Origin of the sequence: Mycobacterium sp. 1465703.0, from assembly GCF_001672975.1 — a bacterium.
GTDB lineage: Bacteria > Actinomycetota > Actinomycetes > Mycobacteriales > Mycobacteriaceae > Mycobacterium.
The window spans coordinates 44,640-61,139 of record NZ_LZKU01000017.1 but is presented as its reverse complement, the minus strand read 5'-3'; the positions used below and the strand labels follow the sequence as shown (position 1 = coordinate 61,139).

At 63.6% G+C, this 16,500-nt stretch carries 15 protein-coding genes; 12 read left to right on the top strand and 3 right to left on the bottom strand.

The genetic code is table 11. The features are described from left to right. Positions 1 to 1,187: 1,187 nt before the first annotated feature. From A5625_RS01480 to A5625_RS01460, 5 genes are all read left to right on the top strand, one after another. A complete protein-coding gene (locus A5625_RS01480; protein WP_232003326.1) occupies positions 1,188 to 1,439 on the top strand; it encodes a hypothetical protein in 252 nt (83 codons plus the stop codon). Positions 1,440 to 2,099: 660 nt separating this feature from the next. After that, positions 2,100 to 2,447: a hypothetical protein gene (locus tag A5625_RS29835; protein ID WP_066988609.1), complete on the top strand. Its 348-nt coding sequence runs from the start codon at positions 2,100 to 2,102 to the stop codon at positions 2,445 to 2,447. Positions 2,448 to 2,953: 506 nt separating this feature from the next. After that, positions 2,954 to 3,862 (top strand): hypothetical protein, encoded by a 909-nt coding sequence (locus tag A5625_RS29830; protein WP_232003324.1) that lies wholly within the window; start codon positions 2,954 to 2,956, stop codon positions 3,860 to 3,862. 11 nt (positions 3,863 to 3,873) lie between these two features. Then, a complete protein-coding gene (locus tag A5625_RS01465) occupies positions 3,874 to 4,110 on the top strand; it encodes a hypothetical protein (protein ID WP_156747821.1) in 237 nt (78 codons plus the stop codon). 1 nt (position 4,111) lies between these two features. Beyond that, complete coding sequence (locus A5625_RS01460; RefSeq protein WP_066988606.1) at positions 4,112 to 4,429, top strand: hypothetical protein; 318 nt, start codon at positions 4,112 to 4,114, stop codon at positions 4,427 to 4,429. 1,196 nt (positions 4,430 to 5,625) lie between these two features. On the opposite strand, the gene A5625_RS01450 is transcribed toward A5625_RS01460, so the two are convergent. The 3 genes from A5625_RS01450 to A5625_RS01440 form a co-directional block, all read right to left on the bottom strand. Continuing rightward, entirely contained in the window at positions 5,626 to 6,192 is a 567-nt protein-coding gene (locus tag A5625_RS01450; RefSeq protein ID WP_066988604.1) for a serine/threonine-protein kinase, read from the bottom strand. A gap of 72 nt (positions 6,193 to 6,264) precedes the next feature. Continuing rightward, positions 6,265 to 6,558 carry a type II toxin-antitoxin system RelE/ParE family toxin gene (locus A5625_RS01445; RefSeq protein ID WP_066988603.1) on the bottom strand — a complete coding sequence of 98 codons (294 nt, stop codon included), beginning with the start codon at positions 6,556 to 6,558 and terminating at the stop codon, positions 6,265 to 6,267. Further along, positions 6,555 to 6,806, bottom strand: coding sequence for a type II toxin-antitoxin system ParD family antitoxin (locus A5625_RS01440; RefSeq protein WP_066988666.1), 252 nt, complete (start codon positions 6,804 to 6,806; stop codon positions 6,555 to 6,557). The genes A5625_RS01445 and A5625_RS01440 overlap by 4 nt, the downstream gene beginning before the upstream one ends. A gap of 298 nt (positions 6,807 to 7,104) precedes the next feature. On the opposite strand from A5625_RS01440, the gene eccCa reads away from it, so the two are divergent. The 7 genes from eccCa (at position 7,105) to eccB (ending at position 16,466) form a co-directional block, all read left to right on the top strand. Continuing rightward, a complete protein-coding gene (gene eccCa / locus A5625_RS01435) occupies positions 7,105 to 11,355 on the top strand; it encodes a type VII secretion protein EccCa (protein ID WP_066988602.1) in 4,251 nt (1,416 codons plus the stop codon). A 298-nt stretch (positions 11,356 to 11,653) separates the two neighbouring features. Further along, positions 11,654 to 11,959 carry a PE domain-containing protein gene (locus tag A5625_RS01430; protein WP_066988601.1) on the top strand — a complete coding sequence of 102 codons (306 nt, stop codon included), beginning with the start codon at positions 11,654 to 11,656 and terminating at the stop codon, positions 11,957 to 11,959. A gap of 24 nt (positions 11,960 to 11,983) precedes the next feature. Then, a complete protein-coding gene (locus A5625_RS01425; protein WP_066988600.1) occupies positions 11,984 to 13,183 on the top strand; it encodes a PPE domain-containing protein in 1,200 nt (399 codons plus the stop codon). Between the two features lie 86 nt (positions 13,184 to 13,269). After that, positions 13,270 to 13,593 carry a type VII secretion target gene (locus A5625_RS01420; RefSeq protein ID WP_066988599.1) on the top strand — a complete coding sequence of 108 codons (324 nt, stop codon included), beginning with the start codon at positions 13,270 to 13,272 and terminating at the stop codon, positions 13,591 to 13,593. 47 nt (positions 13,594 to 13,640) lie between these two features. Further along, positions 13,641 to 13,943: a WXG100 family type VII secretion target gene (locus tag A5625_RS01415; RefSeq protein WP_066988598.1), complete on the top strand. Its 303-nt coding sequence runs from the start codon at positions 13,641 to 13,643 to the stop codon at positions 13,941 to 13,943. 89 nt (positions 13,944 to 14,032) lie between these two features. Beyond that, positions 14,033 to 14,887 carry an ESX secretion-associated protein EspG gene (locus tag A5625_RS01410; protein ID WP_066988597.1) on the top strand — a complete coding sequence of 285 codons (855 nt, stop codon included), beginning with the start codon at positions 14,033 to 14,035 and terminating at the stop codon, positions 14,885 to 14,887. Positions 14,888 to 14,963: 76 nt separating this feature from the next. Further along, positions 14,964 to 16,466, top strand: coding sequence for a type VII secretion protein EccB (gene eccB / locus A5625_RS01405; protein ID WP_066988596.1), 1,503 nt, complete (start codon positions 14,964 to 14,966; stop codon positions 16,464 to 16,466). The last annotated feature ends 34 nt before the right edge of the window (positions 16,467 to 16,500 follow it).

The window sequence follows — 16,500 nt, the reverse complement described above, 5'->3', positions numbered from 1 at the left end:
GATCCTGCAACGAGGGACAGATTTCCCGCCAGGATTGGTGTGTAACGGCATCTAAGATGAGACGTGAATTGGCAAACCACGCCGGCACTACCGCGACGAAACAGGGCAGTCGGCATCGCCCTCGGCACAGCGATTGCAGCGATGTTCGTCGCTCTCGCCGGGCTCGTCGTAAGCATCATCGGGCTTATGCAGCCGCCAACTGTAGCCGCGCCAGTTATAGGAACGTCTGCGCCGCCATCACAAACACCGGCTGCAGATCCGACTGCGGCCAACCACGCGCTCTGTAACGCGATTGCTCCATTGATGACAGAGAGCGACGGAATCTCGAAGGCTTACTCGAATCTTGGCCCAGCCGGCAGTCCGACGTATCGCGCAGGAATTTCAACATTCGTAAGCGATACGAAGAACTGGGTGGGACACATTCAACCAGTAATTGACGGGCACAATGGTGCCGATCCGTTCCTACGTCGGTCCCTGCAGCGATTCGTAGATGATCGCAGGCATCTCGTTGCCGACCTTGAGGAAGGACCTCCACAGCCCTACGACCAGACCGATTGGAATGACAGCTTGTCTGCGTACAACGGCCCATTGACCGTTTGCTGGAACCTTGGCGTGAAGTGGTAGCAATGGCCGCGTCCGCAGGGCGCCGTAAGCGCACCGGTGCGACACAGCCCACTCACGCTGAACAGCCAGCGTTGAGCGCGGTCGTTATGGCATGAGTTTCCGTGGCCAGCCCTGCTTCCAGCCTTTAAGCTTGAACAATGACGACCACGCGTCATGGGCAGCCCGAGACACAGGCAGGTCAGCGGCAGGACCCCGTCCTGCCCGGAGCTCCTTCGATGCCTCCGTCCGCTCCGCCAGGCGCAAATTGGCCGTATCCGCCGGCTCTTCCGCCGCGAAGCGCGAGCGGCAAGGCTTCGGCGATTGCAATCGGAATAGCAATTCTGATCTCTACCGCCGCGCTTGTTGTGGGCATCATCGGCCTCGTGCGGCCCTCAGCTTCGCCGGTGCCAAGCGCAGGAACCCCGTCAGCGTCGACAGCGCCAGCGCGCTCCAATCCCGTCGATATAACCGCGGCGAACCGCGCACTGTGCGGTGCGATCGCGCCTCTCATGGCCGAGGGCGATCGGATATCAAAAGCTCTGTCCAGCCAGGCGCCTGCCGGTTCGCCCGGCTGGAATGCGGAGATGCCGAAGTTCATCAGCGCTGAAAAGGATTTGTTGGGGCGCATTCAGCCGATCATCGATAGCCACCCGGACGTCGACCCGTACTTCCACCGGACACTGCAGCGCTACGTCGATGACCGGAGGAACTTGGTGGCGGACATCGAGGCGGGTCCGTGGCAGCCGTACGACCAAAACATCTGGGATGACAGCTTGGGCGCCTACAACGGTCCGTTGGTCACCTGCTGGGATCTAGGGGTCAAATGGGCGCAATGAGTGCTCCGGCTGGCATGCCACACCGGCGCTACTCCGCGGTGATCTTGGGGGGGTCGTGGCCACATACAGACCCCCAAAGTGTTCAGGCCACTTCTGAGGCGCAGCACGGCGAAGGAATCAAGAATCTCGATCTCTCCGAAGTTGTGCATGGGGCCTCAAACCGAGTCGCTGCGGAGATGTCAGGTCATCTGGCAGACGGGTTCGTCCAAGAGTGCGGCCGCATCGCCGCAATGTACGTCACGCATGCCGACAATTGGTTTGCGATGTCGCGGGTTTCGGAGGAGGTTGGGCGGCTCGGCTACGGTCTGCGCCAAGACCTCGACCAGATCGATCTAGAAGCGCACCAGGAGATTGCGCGTTTGGAGGAGCAAGCTCGGCTCGGCACCGGCCTGCTGGCGTTGTCGCAGATCGGGCAGGTCATAGCTAAGGCGCGGGCAAAGGCGATGGCCAAGTGTGCGACGGCGACCGCCGCTGTAGAAAAGTTGGCCCCTCAGCTCACTCCTGGCGGCGGGCAAGGTTCTAAACCAACAGGTGGGCGGCCAGGAAACGGCGGCAACCCAACCGATCCAAAGGAGCCCGGGGGTGGTCCGGGCGGCACGACGAAGATCATGTCGGCCGGGTGGGACAAGCCGCCTCCGCTATCACCGCAGAAGGATCCGGGTGGAGGACCACATCCGCGGGGCGGAGGACTCCAAGGGGACGGTGGATCGGGCCCCCAGCCCGATGGGCCAGGGGAACCGGCTCCGGGAGGCGCGACAGGCGCCGGTAACGGGCTTCCTGACCCAAATTCGCCGCACCCTCGAACTGGCAAACTACAAGGCGGCGCCGCTGATGGCATTGTGCCGCCGCCTATACCGTTTGGTGGCGGCAGTGGGGGCGGAGGCCTCCCCTCGGGTGGTGGGGGTCTTGGTGGCGGAATCCCTGGTGGTGGTGGATTTAAGTTGCCGGAGACTCCGGGCGGTTTGGGCGGCGGAATTCCTGGCGGCGGTGGTTTGCCGCAGGGTTTAACGCCGACGAACTTTTCGCCGGGGGGTGCGGGAATGACGCCGCCTTCGGCGGCTCCCACGGATTTTTCCCGCGGTTTAAGCGCGGGTTTTGGTGGCGCTCCTGCCCCAATGGCGCCTCCGGTAACGCAGCCTTCTGCTGTGCAGGCGAGCGGGGCTCCGGCGGGCGCGTATTCGCCGGGTCCAGCCCCGGTCGCTGCGTCGGCGGGTGCACCGGCTGTGTCGTCACCGGTGGCCCCGCCTTCCCCGCCGGGCGGGGGTGGTGTGCCGGCGGGGCCGGTCGGGCCGTTGCCTCCGTTCGGGTCTGACGTCCCACGTTCGGCGGTGGCCGCTTCGGCGGGGGCGGCGGTAAGCCCTGCATCGGGTGCGCCGATTGCGCCAGCGGTCTCGGGTGGCTCGTCGGGATCGGCGCCGGTGGCACCCCTTCCTCCGGGTGTGGTGGGTTCCGGTGTGGGCGCGAGTGCGGGCGCCGCGACGGAGGGGGTCCGCTCATCGCGGCCGGACCCTTTGTTGGAATCGGCGTCGCAGCTGGTTTATCAGTTGCTGCATGCGTCCCAGAAAAGCAAGTACCTGTTTATGGACTGGTGCGTGGGGGTGTTCCGCACGCAGTCCGGTGTCGAAACCGTCGTGGTGAATAGTGATGGCGCAGGCTACATTCCGGCCGGTGTGTTTGTGCCGCGGTCGACGCGGATGCTGTTCGCAGATTCAAGCCTGAGTCCGGCGTTTCGGGCGAAGTGGTTTAGCTGGGCCAATCCGGCCGAGACCATGCTGGCCTACGCTGAGCTCGCCACCAAAAACAGCCCCGGGGTTGAGTTGTGGGCACTGGCTGTCTCGACAAGCTACGGAGGCTCCTCCGTGCCGGCGCGGGCCGCGGGTGTCCCGCTTTTTGAGGATTGCCCGGTGGACCTGTCTCCTATCAAGGAGACCGACCCGCCGATGCCGCTTGACGAGAGCCACATGCATCGACTGGAGACGGTCGATCGCGCCCTGTATGCGCGCCTGCTGGGTTTCGGGGATGGTCCATTGCCGGATCCTTCCGAGGCGTGGCGGATGACGCAGGAGGCGGCCGAGGCCGCTCTTGGTCGCGCGGGTGCGGTGCGTGACTTGGCGGTGGCGCCGGTCATCCGTGAGATCTTGGGGACCTTGCGCAGTGGTGTACCGGTGAAGCAGGAACGCTGGATTGCGTTGGAGGGCGCCTACTTTGAGTCGGTCGGGATGGGAACGAGTCTGCGGCCGGGCTTGGTTAGCCGCGATGGCGCCTCACCGCATGTCCGTGCCTATTTTGATTTGGCCCGTTTGATTGAGATTTTGCTGCTGTGGAGCCTGGATGGCGAGACGGGCGGGCGGGGCATTAAGTATCCCGAGATCGCGTATCTAACCCGCCAGATTGTGGATCACACGAACGGCGAGGGCAGCTGATGGACGGCCGAGTGTTTAGCGCGCTGGTCGACATCGCGGCGCTCACCGGCAAGGCTGCGGCGGCGGTGCCTGTAATCCCGCCACTGAGGGCGGGCCCGTTGTTGGATGATGCGTGTGCCAAGTTGTTCGAGCACATGGATAGGCGAGGCCGTGAGATGACGGCGGAGTTGACGCGGACCGCGGCGCAGCTTGAAGCGATGGTCTTCGAGGGGAAGATCGGCGTGCACGACGAGATAGGGGAGGGCTGAGATGCCTGCTCAGGTCATTAAGGTGACTCCGCCTACGTTGCTGGAGGCTGCTTCTACGGTGGCGGGAACCTCGGCGAGGACCCCACCGTCACCGAGCGCGATTCCGGCCGCGGTTCCGGGATCGCCGTTTGATGTCGCGTGGACGGGGTTGGGGGCCACGATGGGCACCCGTGCCGCGACGATGACCGCCGAGGCCGCCCGTGTAGGCCCGGCGCTTCAGGGGACTTCGCAAACGGCGGTGAGCACCCTGGAGGCTCAGGACAACCACAATGCGACCCAGATTCAGGGCGTTGGTCAATCCGCCGTCGTGACGGTCTGATCCGAGAGCGGCGTAAAAGCGCAGCTAGGTGCGGAGTCGCCCGGCGCAGCATGGACCCGGTGCGCGATGTCTGAGGTATGAGAATTAGCGCTGATGTAGACGCGGACGCAGGTTAGGGTGGTGAAGTCTCGGTCTCGTCTCGGCGAGAGATCAGGGCGGGGTTCTCTGGTTGCGCATTGGCGGTCAATACGGCGGTTTAAGCCTGCGGTTTGACGAGGCAGTCGTCGTGTATTGGTCCTTCGTGGAAGTCTGGTAAGCCTGCTCGGGTCAGACATGACTGAGCCAATCCGATCATTGCCAGGTCCCCAGTCCTGTTGTAATCGCTCATGATTCGGTCCTTGTCCCAAACGGCGAAGCGGACCGATGTCCACCACCGCAGGGAATGCCCCGTGCTATTGAACTCATCGACCATACTCGGAGGAAAGCACCCCAGTTTTAGATCGTGCATCCCAGTTTCATTGCTGGGCTGAACCACCCAGTAGTTCAGACCATACGCGCAGTCGCCCTCATGCTCGGTGTAGTTGCGTAAGCACCTCCCGTCCCACCTAGGGGTCACAGTCGGGGTCGACGGGGCGGGGAGCGTGATGGTGTCGCGGGTTGGGAGGGTAGGTATCTCTGCCGGCGCGGTGGTTGGAGCCCATCGCGTGGTGGTCATCGGTGCCGATGGCTTGCTCTCGATCGCGTCTGTGTGGCGTCGGTGCACCATCAGAACCACGGCAGCTGCAATGATGACCAGCGCAGCAAGCGCCCCGGCGGAAACCACTGTAGGCGCCAACCAGCCGCCGCCGGGTCTGGGCTGCGTGCCGTGGGTCGGCGCGTTCGGCGGTTGGGACCATGACGCTGCCGCGGTATTGCCGCGGACGCTCGCGGCTGCGTGAGGTGCCGGTCGGGTCAACTCTGCTGCTCCGTTCGCCGTAACCCGGGGGTTGCGGCAGCGCTGCTTAGGGCGGCCGTGAACTCTCGGCAGGTTTTGAAACGGTCGGCGGGATTCTTCGACATCGCTCGGGTCAATGGGGGGTCCAAGGGCGCCAAGTCAGGATTGGCGTCGGCAGCTCGGGCGGCGGCGAATTGAGGTGATAGCCAATCACGACAGCCGGATTAGAGTGCTCGAACGGGGCAGAGCCGCTGAACAAACGATAGGCGGCCGCGGCGAGCGAATATTGATCAGCACGTCCGTCAAGTGCCGAACCCATGAGTTATTCAGGCGCAGCGTAACTGAGGGTGCCGACCGTCATGTTGGTCGCAGTCAGATCGCTTATCTCGTTGACTCGACGAGCTATCCCGAAGTCAGTCAACAGAATTCGACGCTCTCCGGTTCGCGGTTGCGTCAGTAGCATATTCGCGGGTTTGACGTCGCGATGTAACAGGCCATGCTCGTGGGCGTAGTCCAGCGCGCCGGCGATAGAGCCGATAATCTCCAGCACTTGATCAGGCGGCATGCCTTGCGGATAACGTTGGCTTACTAGGCGACTCGCGTCCGTGCCATCGACGTAGTCCATTGAGATCCAAAGCTGGCCGTCGCATTCGGCGCGGTCATGAACCCCAACAATGTTGGGATGCCACAACGTTGCTGCAAGGTCGGCTTCGCGGGTAAAACGCGCCCGATATTCGTCGTCGGCCGAGACCTCAGCCGGCAGGATCTTCAGAGCTTCACGGCGGGGCAGCCGTGGGTGCTCAACCAGATAGACCTCACCCATTCCGCCCATACCCAGCTGACGCACGATTGTGAAGTCCGCGAACTTCTCACCCCTGGTCAACGGCATGGTGCGGAGCCTACTGACACAGCGTTGACGTCACATGCGCTGGAGCGCGTTCGCCGTGCGGATGATTTCGTGTCAAAGGTGGCGGTCGACGTCCATGCGTTGGTGCAGGATACGCACGACGTCGACGACGCCCTCGGCTTTGACGCGATAAAACAGCATGTGTGACCCGGCCGCGAGCTTGCGATAGCCCGGGCGGATCTCATCGCAGGCACGTCCGATCCGTGGGTTGGCCGCCGCGCGCTCGATGGCACTTTGAAGTTCTCGCAGATATTGCTCGGCTTGGTCGAAGCCCCAGTGGGCGTGGGTGTACTCCCATACTTGTTCGAGATCTGCTTGCGCAGCAGGTGAAAGGAGGTATCCACTCACCGGCCCGGCGGCTTCTCGGCGCGCTTGCGGTCGAGGAAAGCGTCGAAGTCAAAGGGCGTCGAGGTGCCGCTGTGCTCACCGGCGGTCAATGCTTCGCGTAGGGCCCGTAGTTGAGTTTCACGGTCCTCAAGCAGCCGCAGCCCCGAGCGGACGACCTCACTGGCGGAGCGGTAGCGGCCAGCGGCGACCTCGGCCTCGATGAAGGCGGTGTAATGCTCGTCGAGGCTAAAGGATGTGTTCTTAACCACGAGCCTATCGTACCAATAATTGGTATCCCTGCTGTCCGGGCACGCCATTACCGATAACCGGGAATGCCTAAAAGCCCCAAGTCTTAGTTCCCGACGTCGCACCTCACCCTGGAGGCTCAGGACGATCACAATGCGATCCAGATTCAGGGCAACCCGCGGGCCTTACGGTCTGACTGAGAGTGGCATCAAAAACGAAGCGAGGTGTGGGTTTTACTGGCCCGCCATGGACCTGATGGGCGATGTCTGGGCGACGGAATTTAGCGCAGATTTCGACGCGGGCGCAGGTTAGGGTGGTGAAGTGACCACTCATAAATTTGAGCGTCCGGGTGATCCTGTCCGTCCGCCGAAGACTGGTGGCGGCAAGATCAAATTGGAGCCGCCGATCGTGGCGCCGGTCCCTCCGCCGCGCAGCATTTGGGGCATTGTGTTGCCGGTCGTGCTGCTGGTCGGAATCGTGGGCTTGATCGTGGTGATGTACGCCTCTGGGGCTCGCCAATTGGCTGGTGGTTTCGGGCTTTTCGGTGGGATGGCCGCGTTTAGCGCGATCGGCATGGTGGTGCGCAACCGGGGGGCGTCGCGCAAAATGTCGTGGGGCGAGCTCACGTCTCGGCGGCGCAAGTGGTTTTCGCTGCAAGACGACACTCGCGCCATTGTGGATGTCCAGCGCCGACAGCAGTGGGAGCATCGCTGCCATTTCCATTGGGCACCTGAGGATTTGATTTCAGTGGCGGGCTCGGTGCGGATGTGGGATCGCGAGGCGGGAACTGACATGTTCTCGGTGGTGCGCGTCGGTGTCGGCAAGGTGAAGCTGGCGATGACGCTGGAAAAGCCTGAGATCGCCCAGGCCGCCGATCTGGAGCCGGCCACCGGGCATGCGCTGCGTAAGTTCTTGAACGCCCAGGAGTATGTCGATGGCGTCCCCAAAGCGGTATGGCTGCAGCGCTTTCCGGGTATCGGGATCGTGGGGGACCTCGAGCAGGGACGCGCGTTGGTGCGCGCGATGTTATGCCAGCTGGCGGCGTTTCACAGCCCCACCGATCTGGAAATCATTGTGGTGAGTTCCGCGCCGACGCAATGGGATTGGGCGAAGTGGCTTCCCCATCTGCAGCATGCCAGCGTGCGGGATGGCTGCGGTGAGCGCCGGATGCTGTTTTCTTCGCCGGCGGAGTTGGAGGCGTTTTTCGATGAGGATCCCGATGGCTCGCGTGATTCGTGGTCACCGCCGTCGAGCGGGATGTCGGCCGGCGTTGGGACGCAACCGCTTCGGGTGATTGTTGATGATCATTGTGCAACGCCGGAGGATTGGGCGGGGCTGACTGGCGCGTTGGGGTATGCCAGTACGTGCTTTATCCGATTGGCCGAGGGGGTCCCGCCGCGCCCGAGCGGCTCGCTGGGCGGTGGCGCCAAGCAGTGGGTGGGGTTCTCGCCCGAGACGACCTACCGCATCGACGGGGGAGTGCTCCGTAAGCAGGTGCCGCTCAGTGAGCAGCAGCAGCACGCGGCGGCGATGTATGCCTCGTCGGACACCAGATCGGACGAGCTCGAGGAGGCCTTCTACGCGGTCGCCGATCAGATGGACGTTGATGATGCGGAGCGATTTGCGCGCTCACTGGCCCGCTATCGCGCCAAAGGTTCGACCAGCGTCTCTCTGGTCAAAGAGCTCGACGAGCGTGATGTGTTGGATGTGTTGGGGATTCGCGATCCTCGTCACCTGGACACCGATCGGCTGTGGGCGGCCACCCGGTCTCAAGGGCCCGGCTGGATGCGGTTCCCGATCGGGCTCTACGCCGACACGGGGGAGACCGTGTGGCTGGATCTGCGTGAGGGTGCGCAGGGCGGCATGGGTATGCACGGGTTGTTCATCGGCACCACTGGCGCCGGAAAGTCTGAAGGCCTGATCACCGAGATCGCCGCGGCCTGCTTGACGCATTCCCCTGAGGTGCTCAACATCGTGTTCACCGACTTCAAGCTGCGCTCGGCGGCCGGCGCGATTAGCCGGTTCCCGCATGTGGTGGCCGCGGTGAGCAACCTGTATGAAGAGCGCCATTTGCTGGGGCGGCTGTATGACACCCTCGATGGTGAGTTGGATCGCCGGGGTGAAATGCTTGCCGCCCTTGATGATTGCCCGGATGTGACGAGCTACAACCGGCGTCGGCTGGTGGATCCCACCTTGCCGCCGATCCCGGTGTTGTGGGTGATCACCGATGAATACAACGAGGTGTTCGCCGACCCGATCTGGGGGCCGAAGTTCCGCAAACTGTATCTGCGGATCGCCCGAGTGGGCCGGTCGTTGCACGTGTTTTTGAAGTTGGTGGGCCAGACCAAGGACACCCAGAATTTGCGGGACATCACCAAGTTGCTCGGCTACAACGTGGCCGCGCGTACCGGCACGGAGGAGGAGTCCAAAGCCGGGATCGGCGACGCCCGGGCCGCCCACATCGCCCCGCGGGGCGAGGAAGGCACCGCCTATCTGCGGGTGGCGCTGCGTGAGGCACGCAAGTTCCGCTATTTCTTCACTTCCGCTGATTTCATCCCCCCGGATGAGTCCGCGGGCAGCGCTCCGGCACCGCAGAGGGCGGCCACCGAGTTCGTTCCGCGGTTGTTCACGGTCGACGAAAGTGAGGACATTGACGGCCGTCTGGCACCTGAGCCTGAGCTCATCGACGAGGCGAATGCCGATCCTGAACCCCGGCCGACTCCGGGGCACGAGCCGATCAAGATGGTGACGGCGATCGCCGAGTCGTTGCAGGCGGGCCCAGAGCGGCCGCCGCGCCCCATCTGGCTGCCGGTGCTGGGCGATCCGATGCCAGCTGATGAGTTGGTGGAGCGCTGGCGGGGTCGCCCGTGGCATGTGGACTACGGCAACAACCCGGGTCTGTTTATGCCCGTCGCGTTGGCGGACTACCCCCGCGGCGCCCGTCAAGAGCCGTACTGCATGGATGTCCTGCGCGACAATGTGCTGGTGGTGGGCGCACCGACGCGGGGGGCGACCACTGCGTTGATGACGATGGTGACTTCCACGGCGCTGTTGTACCGCCCGGAGCGGGTGCAGTTTTACTGCATCGCGGCCAGCGGCCCGCAGCTAGCGCGCGTGGCGGATCTTCCGCATGTGGCCGCGGTGGTGGCCGGCACGGACAGCGAGGGGGTCAACCGCGTCATCGCGACCGTCGAAGCGATCGTCAACGAGCGTGACAAGGCCTTCACCACACAACGTCTCGATATGGACCAGGTCCGGGTGGCGAAATTTGGTGCCGATCAGTATGCCGACGCCACGCCAGTCAGCGACGTTGAGGCGGCACGGTCGGTGGACGGCGGAGACGTCGTCTTGATCATCGACGGGTGGAAGAACTTCACCGAGACCTATACGAATCTGGCGCCGCGGGTGGCGGCGCTGATGCGGGCGCGTAACTACGGCGTGCGGGTGATTTATAGCCACACCAGTACCCTGTCGGGGATTTCCACCGGTGTGAAGACCGAGACCGGTCTGACCCTCGAGCTCAAGCTGGTCCAAGAGCACGACACCACCGTCAAGCGTGACCGTGCCGACCCGGAACGCAACCCGGCCCGCGAGGTCCCCGACCGGCCCGGGCGCGGGCTGACCCCAGATGGGCATCACTTGATGGTCGGGTGGCCGGCGTTGGCGCATCCTCCGAGCGAAACCGGTGCGCCCGAAGTGCCGGCGCGCCGACTCGAGGGCGACGAGCTCAGCGCGGTGGTGCGCCGCGTGGCCGGGGTCGCCAAGGCAGCCGCGGTGGCGCGGCTGCCTGAGAAGGTTCTCCTCAAGGACGTGTTCGCCGGGATCACCGAGCCGCTTCCGGCCGGGGTGGTGCCGTTTGGTCTTGCCGAGTCGAATCTGCCGGGCGCACCGCTGGTTCCGGCGACGATCGACTTCTTCGAGCATCCCCATGCGGTGGCCACAGGCATGGCGTTGTGCGGCCTGAGCTCCTGGCTGCGCGCCATGATGCTGGGCATCATGCGCGCATATCGTCCTGAGGACGCGACCATCATTTTGTTGGAGCACAAGCGCGCCAATATCGGAGTGGTACCGCCGAATGAGTGGCTGTCGGCCTATGCGCAGAATCCATCTCATATCGCCGACGTGGTCAAGAGCTTGGCCGCGGTGCTTGAACAGCGCCGGCCGCCGGCAAATGCCACTCCTGAAGATTTGGCTACTAAGCGGTTTTGGGAGGGCCGCGAATTGTTCGTGATCATCGATGGGAGTACGGCGTGGCCTGGGGCCTCTAGTCCTTTGATGCCGCTGGCCCAATATGTTCCTGAGGCAGAGGATTTGGGCCTTCATATTGTGACCACCGCTGATATTGCTCAATTCAGTTTTCACGCGCAATCTGGGCAGGGCGTGCTGGGGAAGGTCATGAACATGACGCCACCTGTTGTGGTCATGAACGGGGACCGCAAACACGGGCAGATCATTCCCGGGGTGTTCGCCGAGCCGCAACGGGAGGGCAAAGGCCGGCTGGCCTGGCGCTCGAGCGTCACGAATGTGCTTGTGGGATGGTCCGAACCGCCGTTCGTTGGCCGCCGCCGGTAGTCGACGAGTGCCAAGCCGTTACGCGCAGCGACCTAAAACCCGCCTCCGCCCGGGTGAGCGGGGACGGCCGGCGTAAGAATCACAGGTCATCGAATGCCGTACGCAACTGGATATCGCAGGTGCATCAGCTCTCGGCGTGCCGGCGAGCGTTTCGGATCGCGATTGCGCGATTACTTCGCGGGCCTAACAAGTTGTCCGGCGGCGATCGGTCTTTCGGACTAATATTCCGTCCTAACTGTGTCCGTGCGGGCCGTAGACTGACACCACGGACGAATTAATTCTTTGGGGAGGCTGGATTATGTCGAGTCCACTATTGATCGCGGCTCCGGTCCTGGCTGGGGCCTCGGCTGCTGAAGAGGGTGGCGCGGCCACGATGGGCGGGACCATGGCAGGAGCTGCGGGCCCGGTGACCGCGGTTCTGCCACCGGGAGGCGAAGACGCCTCTGCTCTGGCGGCGGCCGGCTTCGCCGCCCATGGTGCGGCCACGGACGCGATGCTGACCCAGCTGACCCTGGTGCGCTCGTTGTTCGCCCAGACCATCGCCAGCAGCGGCGTGGCCTACACCGCGATGGACGCCGTCAACGAGGCGTCGCTAGTTATCTAGGTAGACCCGGGGGAAGCAGGGGCGATGACCGCATTGGGTGACGCCGGTGCTGTCGCGCCGGAAGTCAATCACACCCTGATGATCGCGGGGGATCTCGGGGCGAGCCTGGTCGAGGCGGCGGCCGGCTACGAATCCGTGGCCGACATGCTGATCGCGGAGTTGACCGCGATGGGGCTGACCACATCGACCACCGCCATGGTGGGCTGGCAGGGGCCCGGCGGCGAAATGATGCAAATGAGCGCCGCCGAATTCATGGAGGTCTGCCTGGCGGCGTCAGCGTGGATCCGTGTGGGCCAGATCCATGCTGCTGAGGTCGCCGCAGCTCACACCGCCGCGGTCGAGCAGATGATTCCCGCCGAGGCCTGTTTGTTGAATCGCACCACTCAGGCAGGCTTGGTCAGTACGAACGCGTTCGGGCAGAACACCCCGGGCATTATTTCGCTGGATGCGCAGTATTACGGGCATTTCTGGGTGACCAACGCCGTGGCCCGCACTCAATACGGCGGGGTGGTGACCACCGCCCTGGGGGCGATATCTGAGCCGTTTCCCCTGTCACCGACGGCCTCCAATCCGCTAGGCCCCGCCCTGGGCGTCGCACAAGATGTGGGTCAGACCGGCGGGCAGAGCGCGTTTCAGGCCGGCGCGAAAACGATGACCACTACGGCTGACGGCCAGTCACAACCCACCTCGATTTTGACGTCGATGGCCGGTCAGGCCGGTGGCCTGGTCGGGGAGATGGGTTCGACATTCGGCCAGTTCACGTCAGCCGGTCAACAGTTGCCGTCCATGCTGGGACAAGCCCCTCAAATGTTCTCCAGCATGTTAGGCCCGCTGACCTCGATGAATGGTCTGAACGGGGCGGCAGCTGGCGGCCTGGGACCCGAAGCTGCTGCGGCGGGCGCATCGATGGGCGGGCTGGGCGCTGCCGGCGGTGGCGGCGGTGGCTTGTTGACCGGCTCCTCTGCGTTATCGAGCACTTTTGTCCGCCCAGCCAGCAGTTTTAGTACCCCCACCACACCGACGTTGCCCGGTGGTTGGCAGGGTTCGTCGGAGACTGCGGGCGGATCGTCGCCGCGGCCGGCCGGCACGGGCGGCGGACTCTTCGGCGCCCCAGGCGCGCTGGGCGGCCGTGAAGGCGCTGGCGGGGAACCGCAGCGCCCGGGCCGGACCATGCAGGTGACCGAGCGGTCAGGGTCGAGTAGGGGGGAGCGGCAACGCGTCTGAGAAAAAAGCGTCTGAGACCCCCTCGCCGGGCTTTTAGACTCAGAATCACCACCGACGGCACAACACTTTTCGCAAGGAGAATTTAGATGTCACAACCCATTCACGTCGACCAGAGTTCAGTGGTCGCCCTGGCCGGACAGATGGACGAGTTGTCCCACCGGGCACAGGATGTTCTGTCCCGCTATTCCGAGCTGGTGCAGCACGGCAACTCGGCGCAGTATTTGCGCGGTAGTGCCGGGTCGACGAACTTGGTGACCGCCGAGGAAATCCACGAGGCACAGAACAAGATTCAGACCCGATTCCAGTCGGTCAACGAATTGCTGCGCAGCGGTGCGTCGCAGTACCACAACACCGACTCCGAAGCCCAGCAGCACATCGCGTCGGTGGCGGGCCACCTGCGTTTCACCTGACCCCAATCGGAACAGCTTTTTCGCCACTACAAGCAAAGGAACTCATAATGTCCGAAGGACCCATGATCTACCACCCGGCCGGTCTGGCCGACATGACGGCCAGCATGCACAGCTTCGCCCAGGAGTTGGATTCGATTGGCCAAGAAGCCCACAACTTGCTGGCGTCCTCGCGGGACTTCTTCTCCGGCCCGCACGGCGCAGAGGCCTACGCGCAGGCACAGCAGCTGATCAACGAGGGCATCCAGGACGGCAAGGATGTCATCTTCCGGCACGGCGACACCATCGACGGTGCCTCGCAGGCGTTCCAAGCCGCCGACAGCACCGTGGGGCAGAGCTTCCAGTCGATCTAGGTCAGATTCAACCGTCGGAACCGTACGGAGGGGGGCCAGCTGCGGCGGCCCCCCTCTTGCGTGCCAGCTGATGATGAGGTGATGTCGCCGTGTTGAACACGTCAGTCGAATGCGTGTGGGCGCTACAAGCCCTGCTGGGTGTCGAGCGCATGCCGGTCACGTTGCATCTCAAGCCCTACATCCCCTCGGCGCACTCCGATCTGCTCGTCGACACCGACGCGGGAAAGGTACCCCTGGCCAACACGGCGCAGTATCACAGCTTGGTGCAGGCGGGCGTGATCGACGAGCATGGCCGGGTCGACGCTGCCGTGCGGGACTGGATGACAGTGCTCGGCCGCGCCGAGCGCGAGGCGGTCCTGACGATTCGCCGACCGGATCAGCCGGCCACGCACGAGTGCCCCGCCACGGTGCATGAGCGAACGATGGTGGTGTGCCGTTACGGTCGTTATTTGGCGATGGCTGCCCGCGATGGCGACGACATGGTGATCGGCGGAGTCGGCGAAAGCGATGAGCCCACTCGCCAAGTAGAGCTCATGTGCCAGATGCTGGTGCCCGCGTTCGGTGAGCACCCGCCCGCCGACATTGAAGGCATCAATGTGCCCAAGGACATGATGCAAATGGCGATCGACGCGGCCGGCCAAACACCGGAAGGAATGGCGGCGGCGCTGCGCCGGCTCGGTCTGGGCCCATGGGAAGTCGAAGTAGTGCAGGCGGCGTCGCGTCTGGATCAATCGGCGATGGCGGTGGTAGCCGTCATTGATCATTGCCCCGACGTGCGTCCCCATCCGCGTGTGTTGACGGTGGCCGACACTGAGTACGGGCGGATCAGTTTCACCACGACGACTGGTGCTGACGGCAAGGAATGGATGAGCATTTGGCCCACGACCGCGTCAGGCCTTCGCGACGATCTGGCCAACCTGCTCTCCGCTCCACAGCTGGTGTAATAGACGCGCCGAGCGTTTGTCTGGGGTTGGCCAATTAGCGCAGATTTCGTGTAGAGAGCGCCGGTAAGGTTGCCTCATGGCCTTGAATCTCACGTCGCGATTGCAGGTTACGGCGCACTATTTCTGGAATCGGCGTAACGCGGCCGCATTGAGCCATCACGGTGTACGTCTGGATTATGACCCTGAACAGCGCCGTATATCAGCGCTCGTGCTGGGATATACATTGACCATTGTCATGATCGGGCTGGCCGCTCTCATGGCGTACATCAAGCCTGCGGGACAGGTGGGCAAGTCACAGATCCTGGCCGACCGTGACACCGGGGCCATATATGTCATGGTCGACAACCGTTTACACCCCGCGCTGAATTTAATCAGTGCCCGCCTCATTTCCGGCGAAGACGCCAACCCTACGTTTGTCAAAGCCGCCGAGCTGGCCAAGTACCCGCAGGGCCCTATGGTTGGAATCGTCGGCGCACCAACGCAAATGCCAGTGCGCACCGGCCTGGAATCACAGTGGGCGGTGTGCGACAGCGCCCCCACGGCAACGGCCACCAAGTCCGCGGGCCAAGCACCTGTAGTCACGGCGATCGCGGGGCCACTGACCGGCCGGCGCTCAGCACCGCTGACGATGCCCAACGCGGTGCTGGCCCGCCACGGCGATAAAACCGTGGTCATCTGGGACGGGCACCGCTCCGAGATTGATGTCTCCAACAAATCAGTGGCTTTGGCTCTGGGCGTGGATTCCTCAGCACCGCAACCAATTCCAATGTCAAACGCACTCTACGACGCGATCCCGGCTACTGATCCGTTGATCATTCCCGCCATCGCTAACGCCGGACAACCCTCGCCATGGGATCTGGGACGTCCCGCGCCGATTGGTTCGGTGCTGTCGGTGCACGACGTGCAGCAGTCCGGAGATGAGTTATTCGTGTTGCTACCCAACGGGATTCAACACATTTCGCCTTTCGTGGCCTCGCTGCTGCGCTCAGCGAACTCGTTCGGTGACCTGGCCCCGGTGGTGGTCTCTCCTGACCGCCTCGCCGCCATTCCGGTCGTAGAGTCACTGCCGGTGTCCTACTATCCGCCGACCCGGCTGCACTTAGTCGACACCGACATCAACGGAACCACCTGTCTGGCGTGGTCGAAAGGCTCCACCGATAAGTCCGCCAAGGTGCAGGTGCTCTCTGGTCAAGGACTGCCCACTCCGCCAGGGTCGGATGACCGGCTGGTGCACTTGGTCAAAGACGCGCGCGCCGACAGTGCGGGAGTCGAGGCCGACCAGGTTTATATCGCCGCTGACGCAACGAATTTGGTGATGAGCACCAACGCCGATCCGGTATCGGTGAGCCGCGACGCGCTGTGGTGGATCTCCGATCAGGGCGTGCGCTATGGCATCGAGCTCAACGACTCGGCGCTCAAGCCACTGCACATCACCACCGCCTCTGCGCGCCAAGCACCCTGGGTGCTGATACGTACGTTTGCGCCGGGCCCGGCGCTCTCACGTGCTGACGCCCTTACTCAGCACGACACCCTCTCACCGGTGGCGGGGGCGGAGACACTGCCAACAAAAACACCCTGACCAGCAATGATGACGAAAATCTAGGACTACGAAA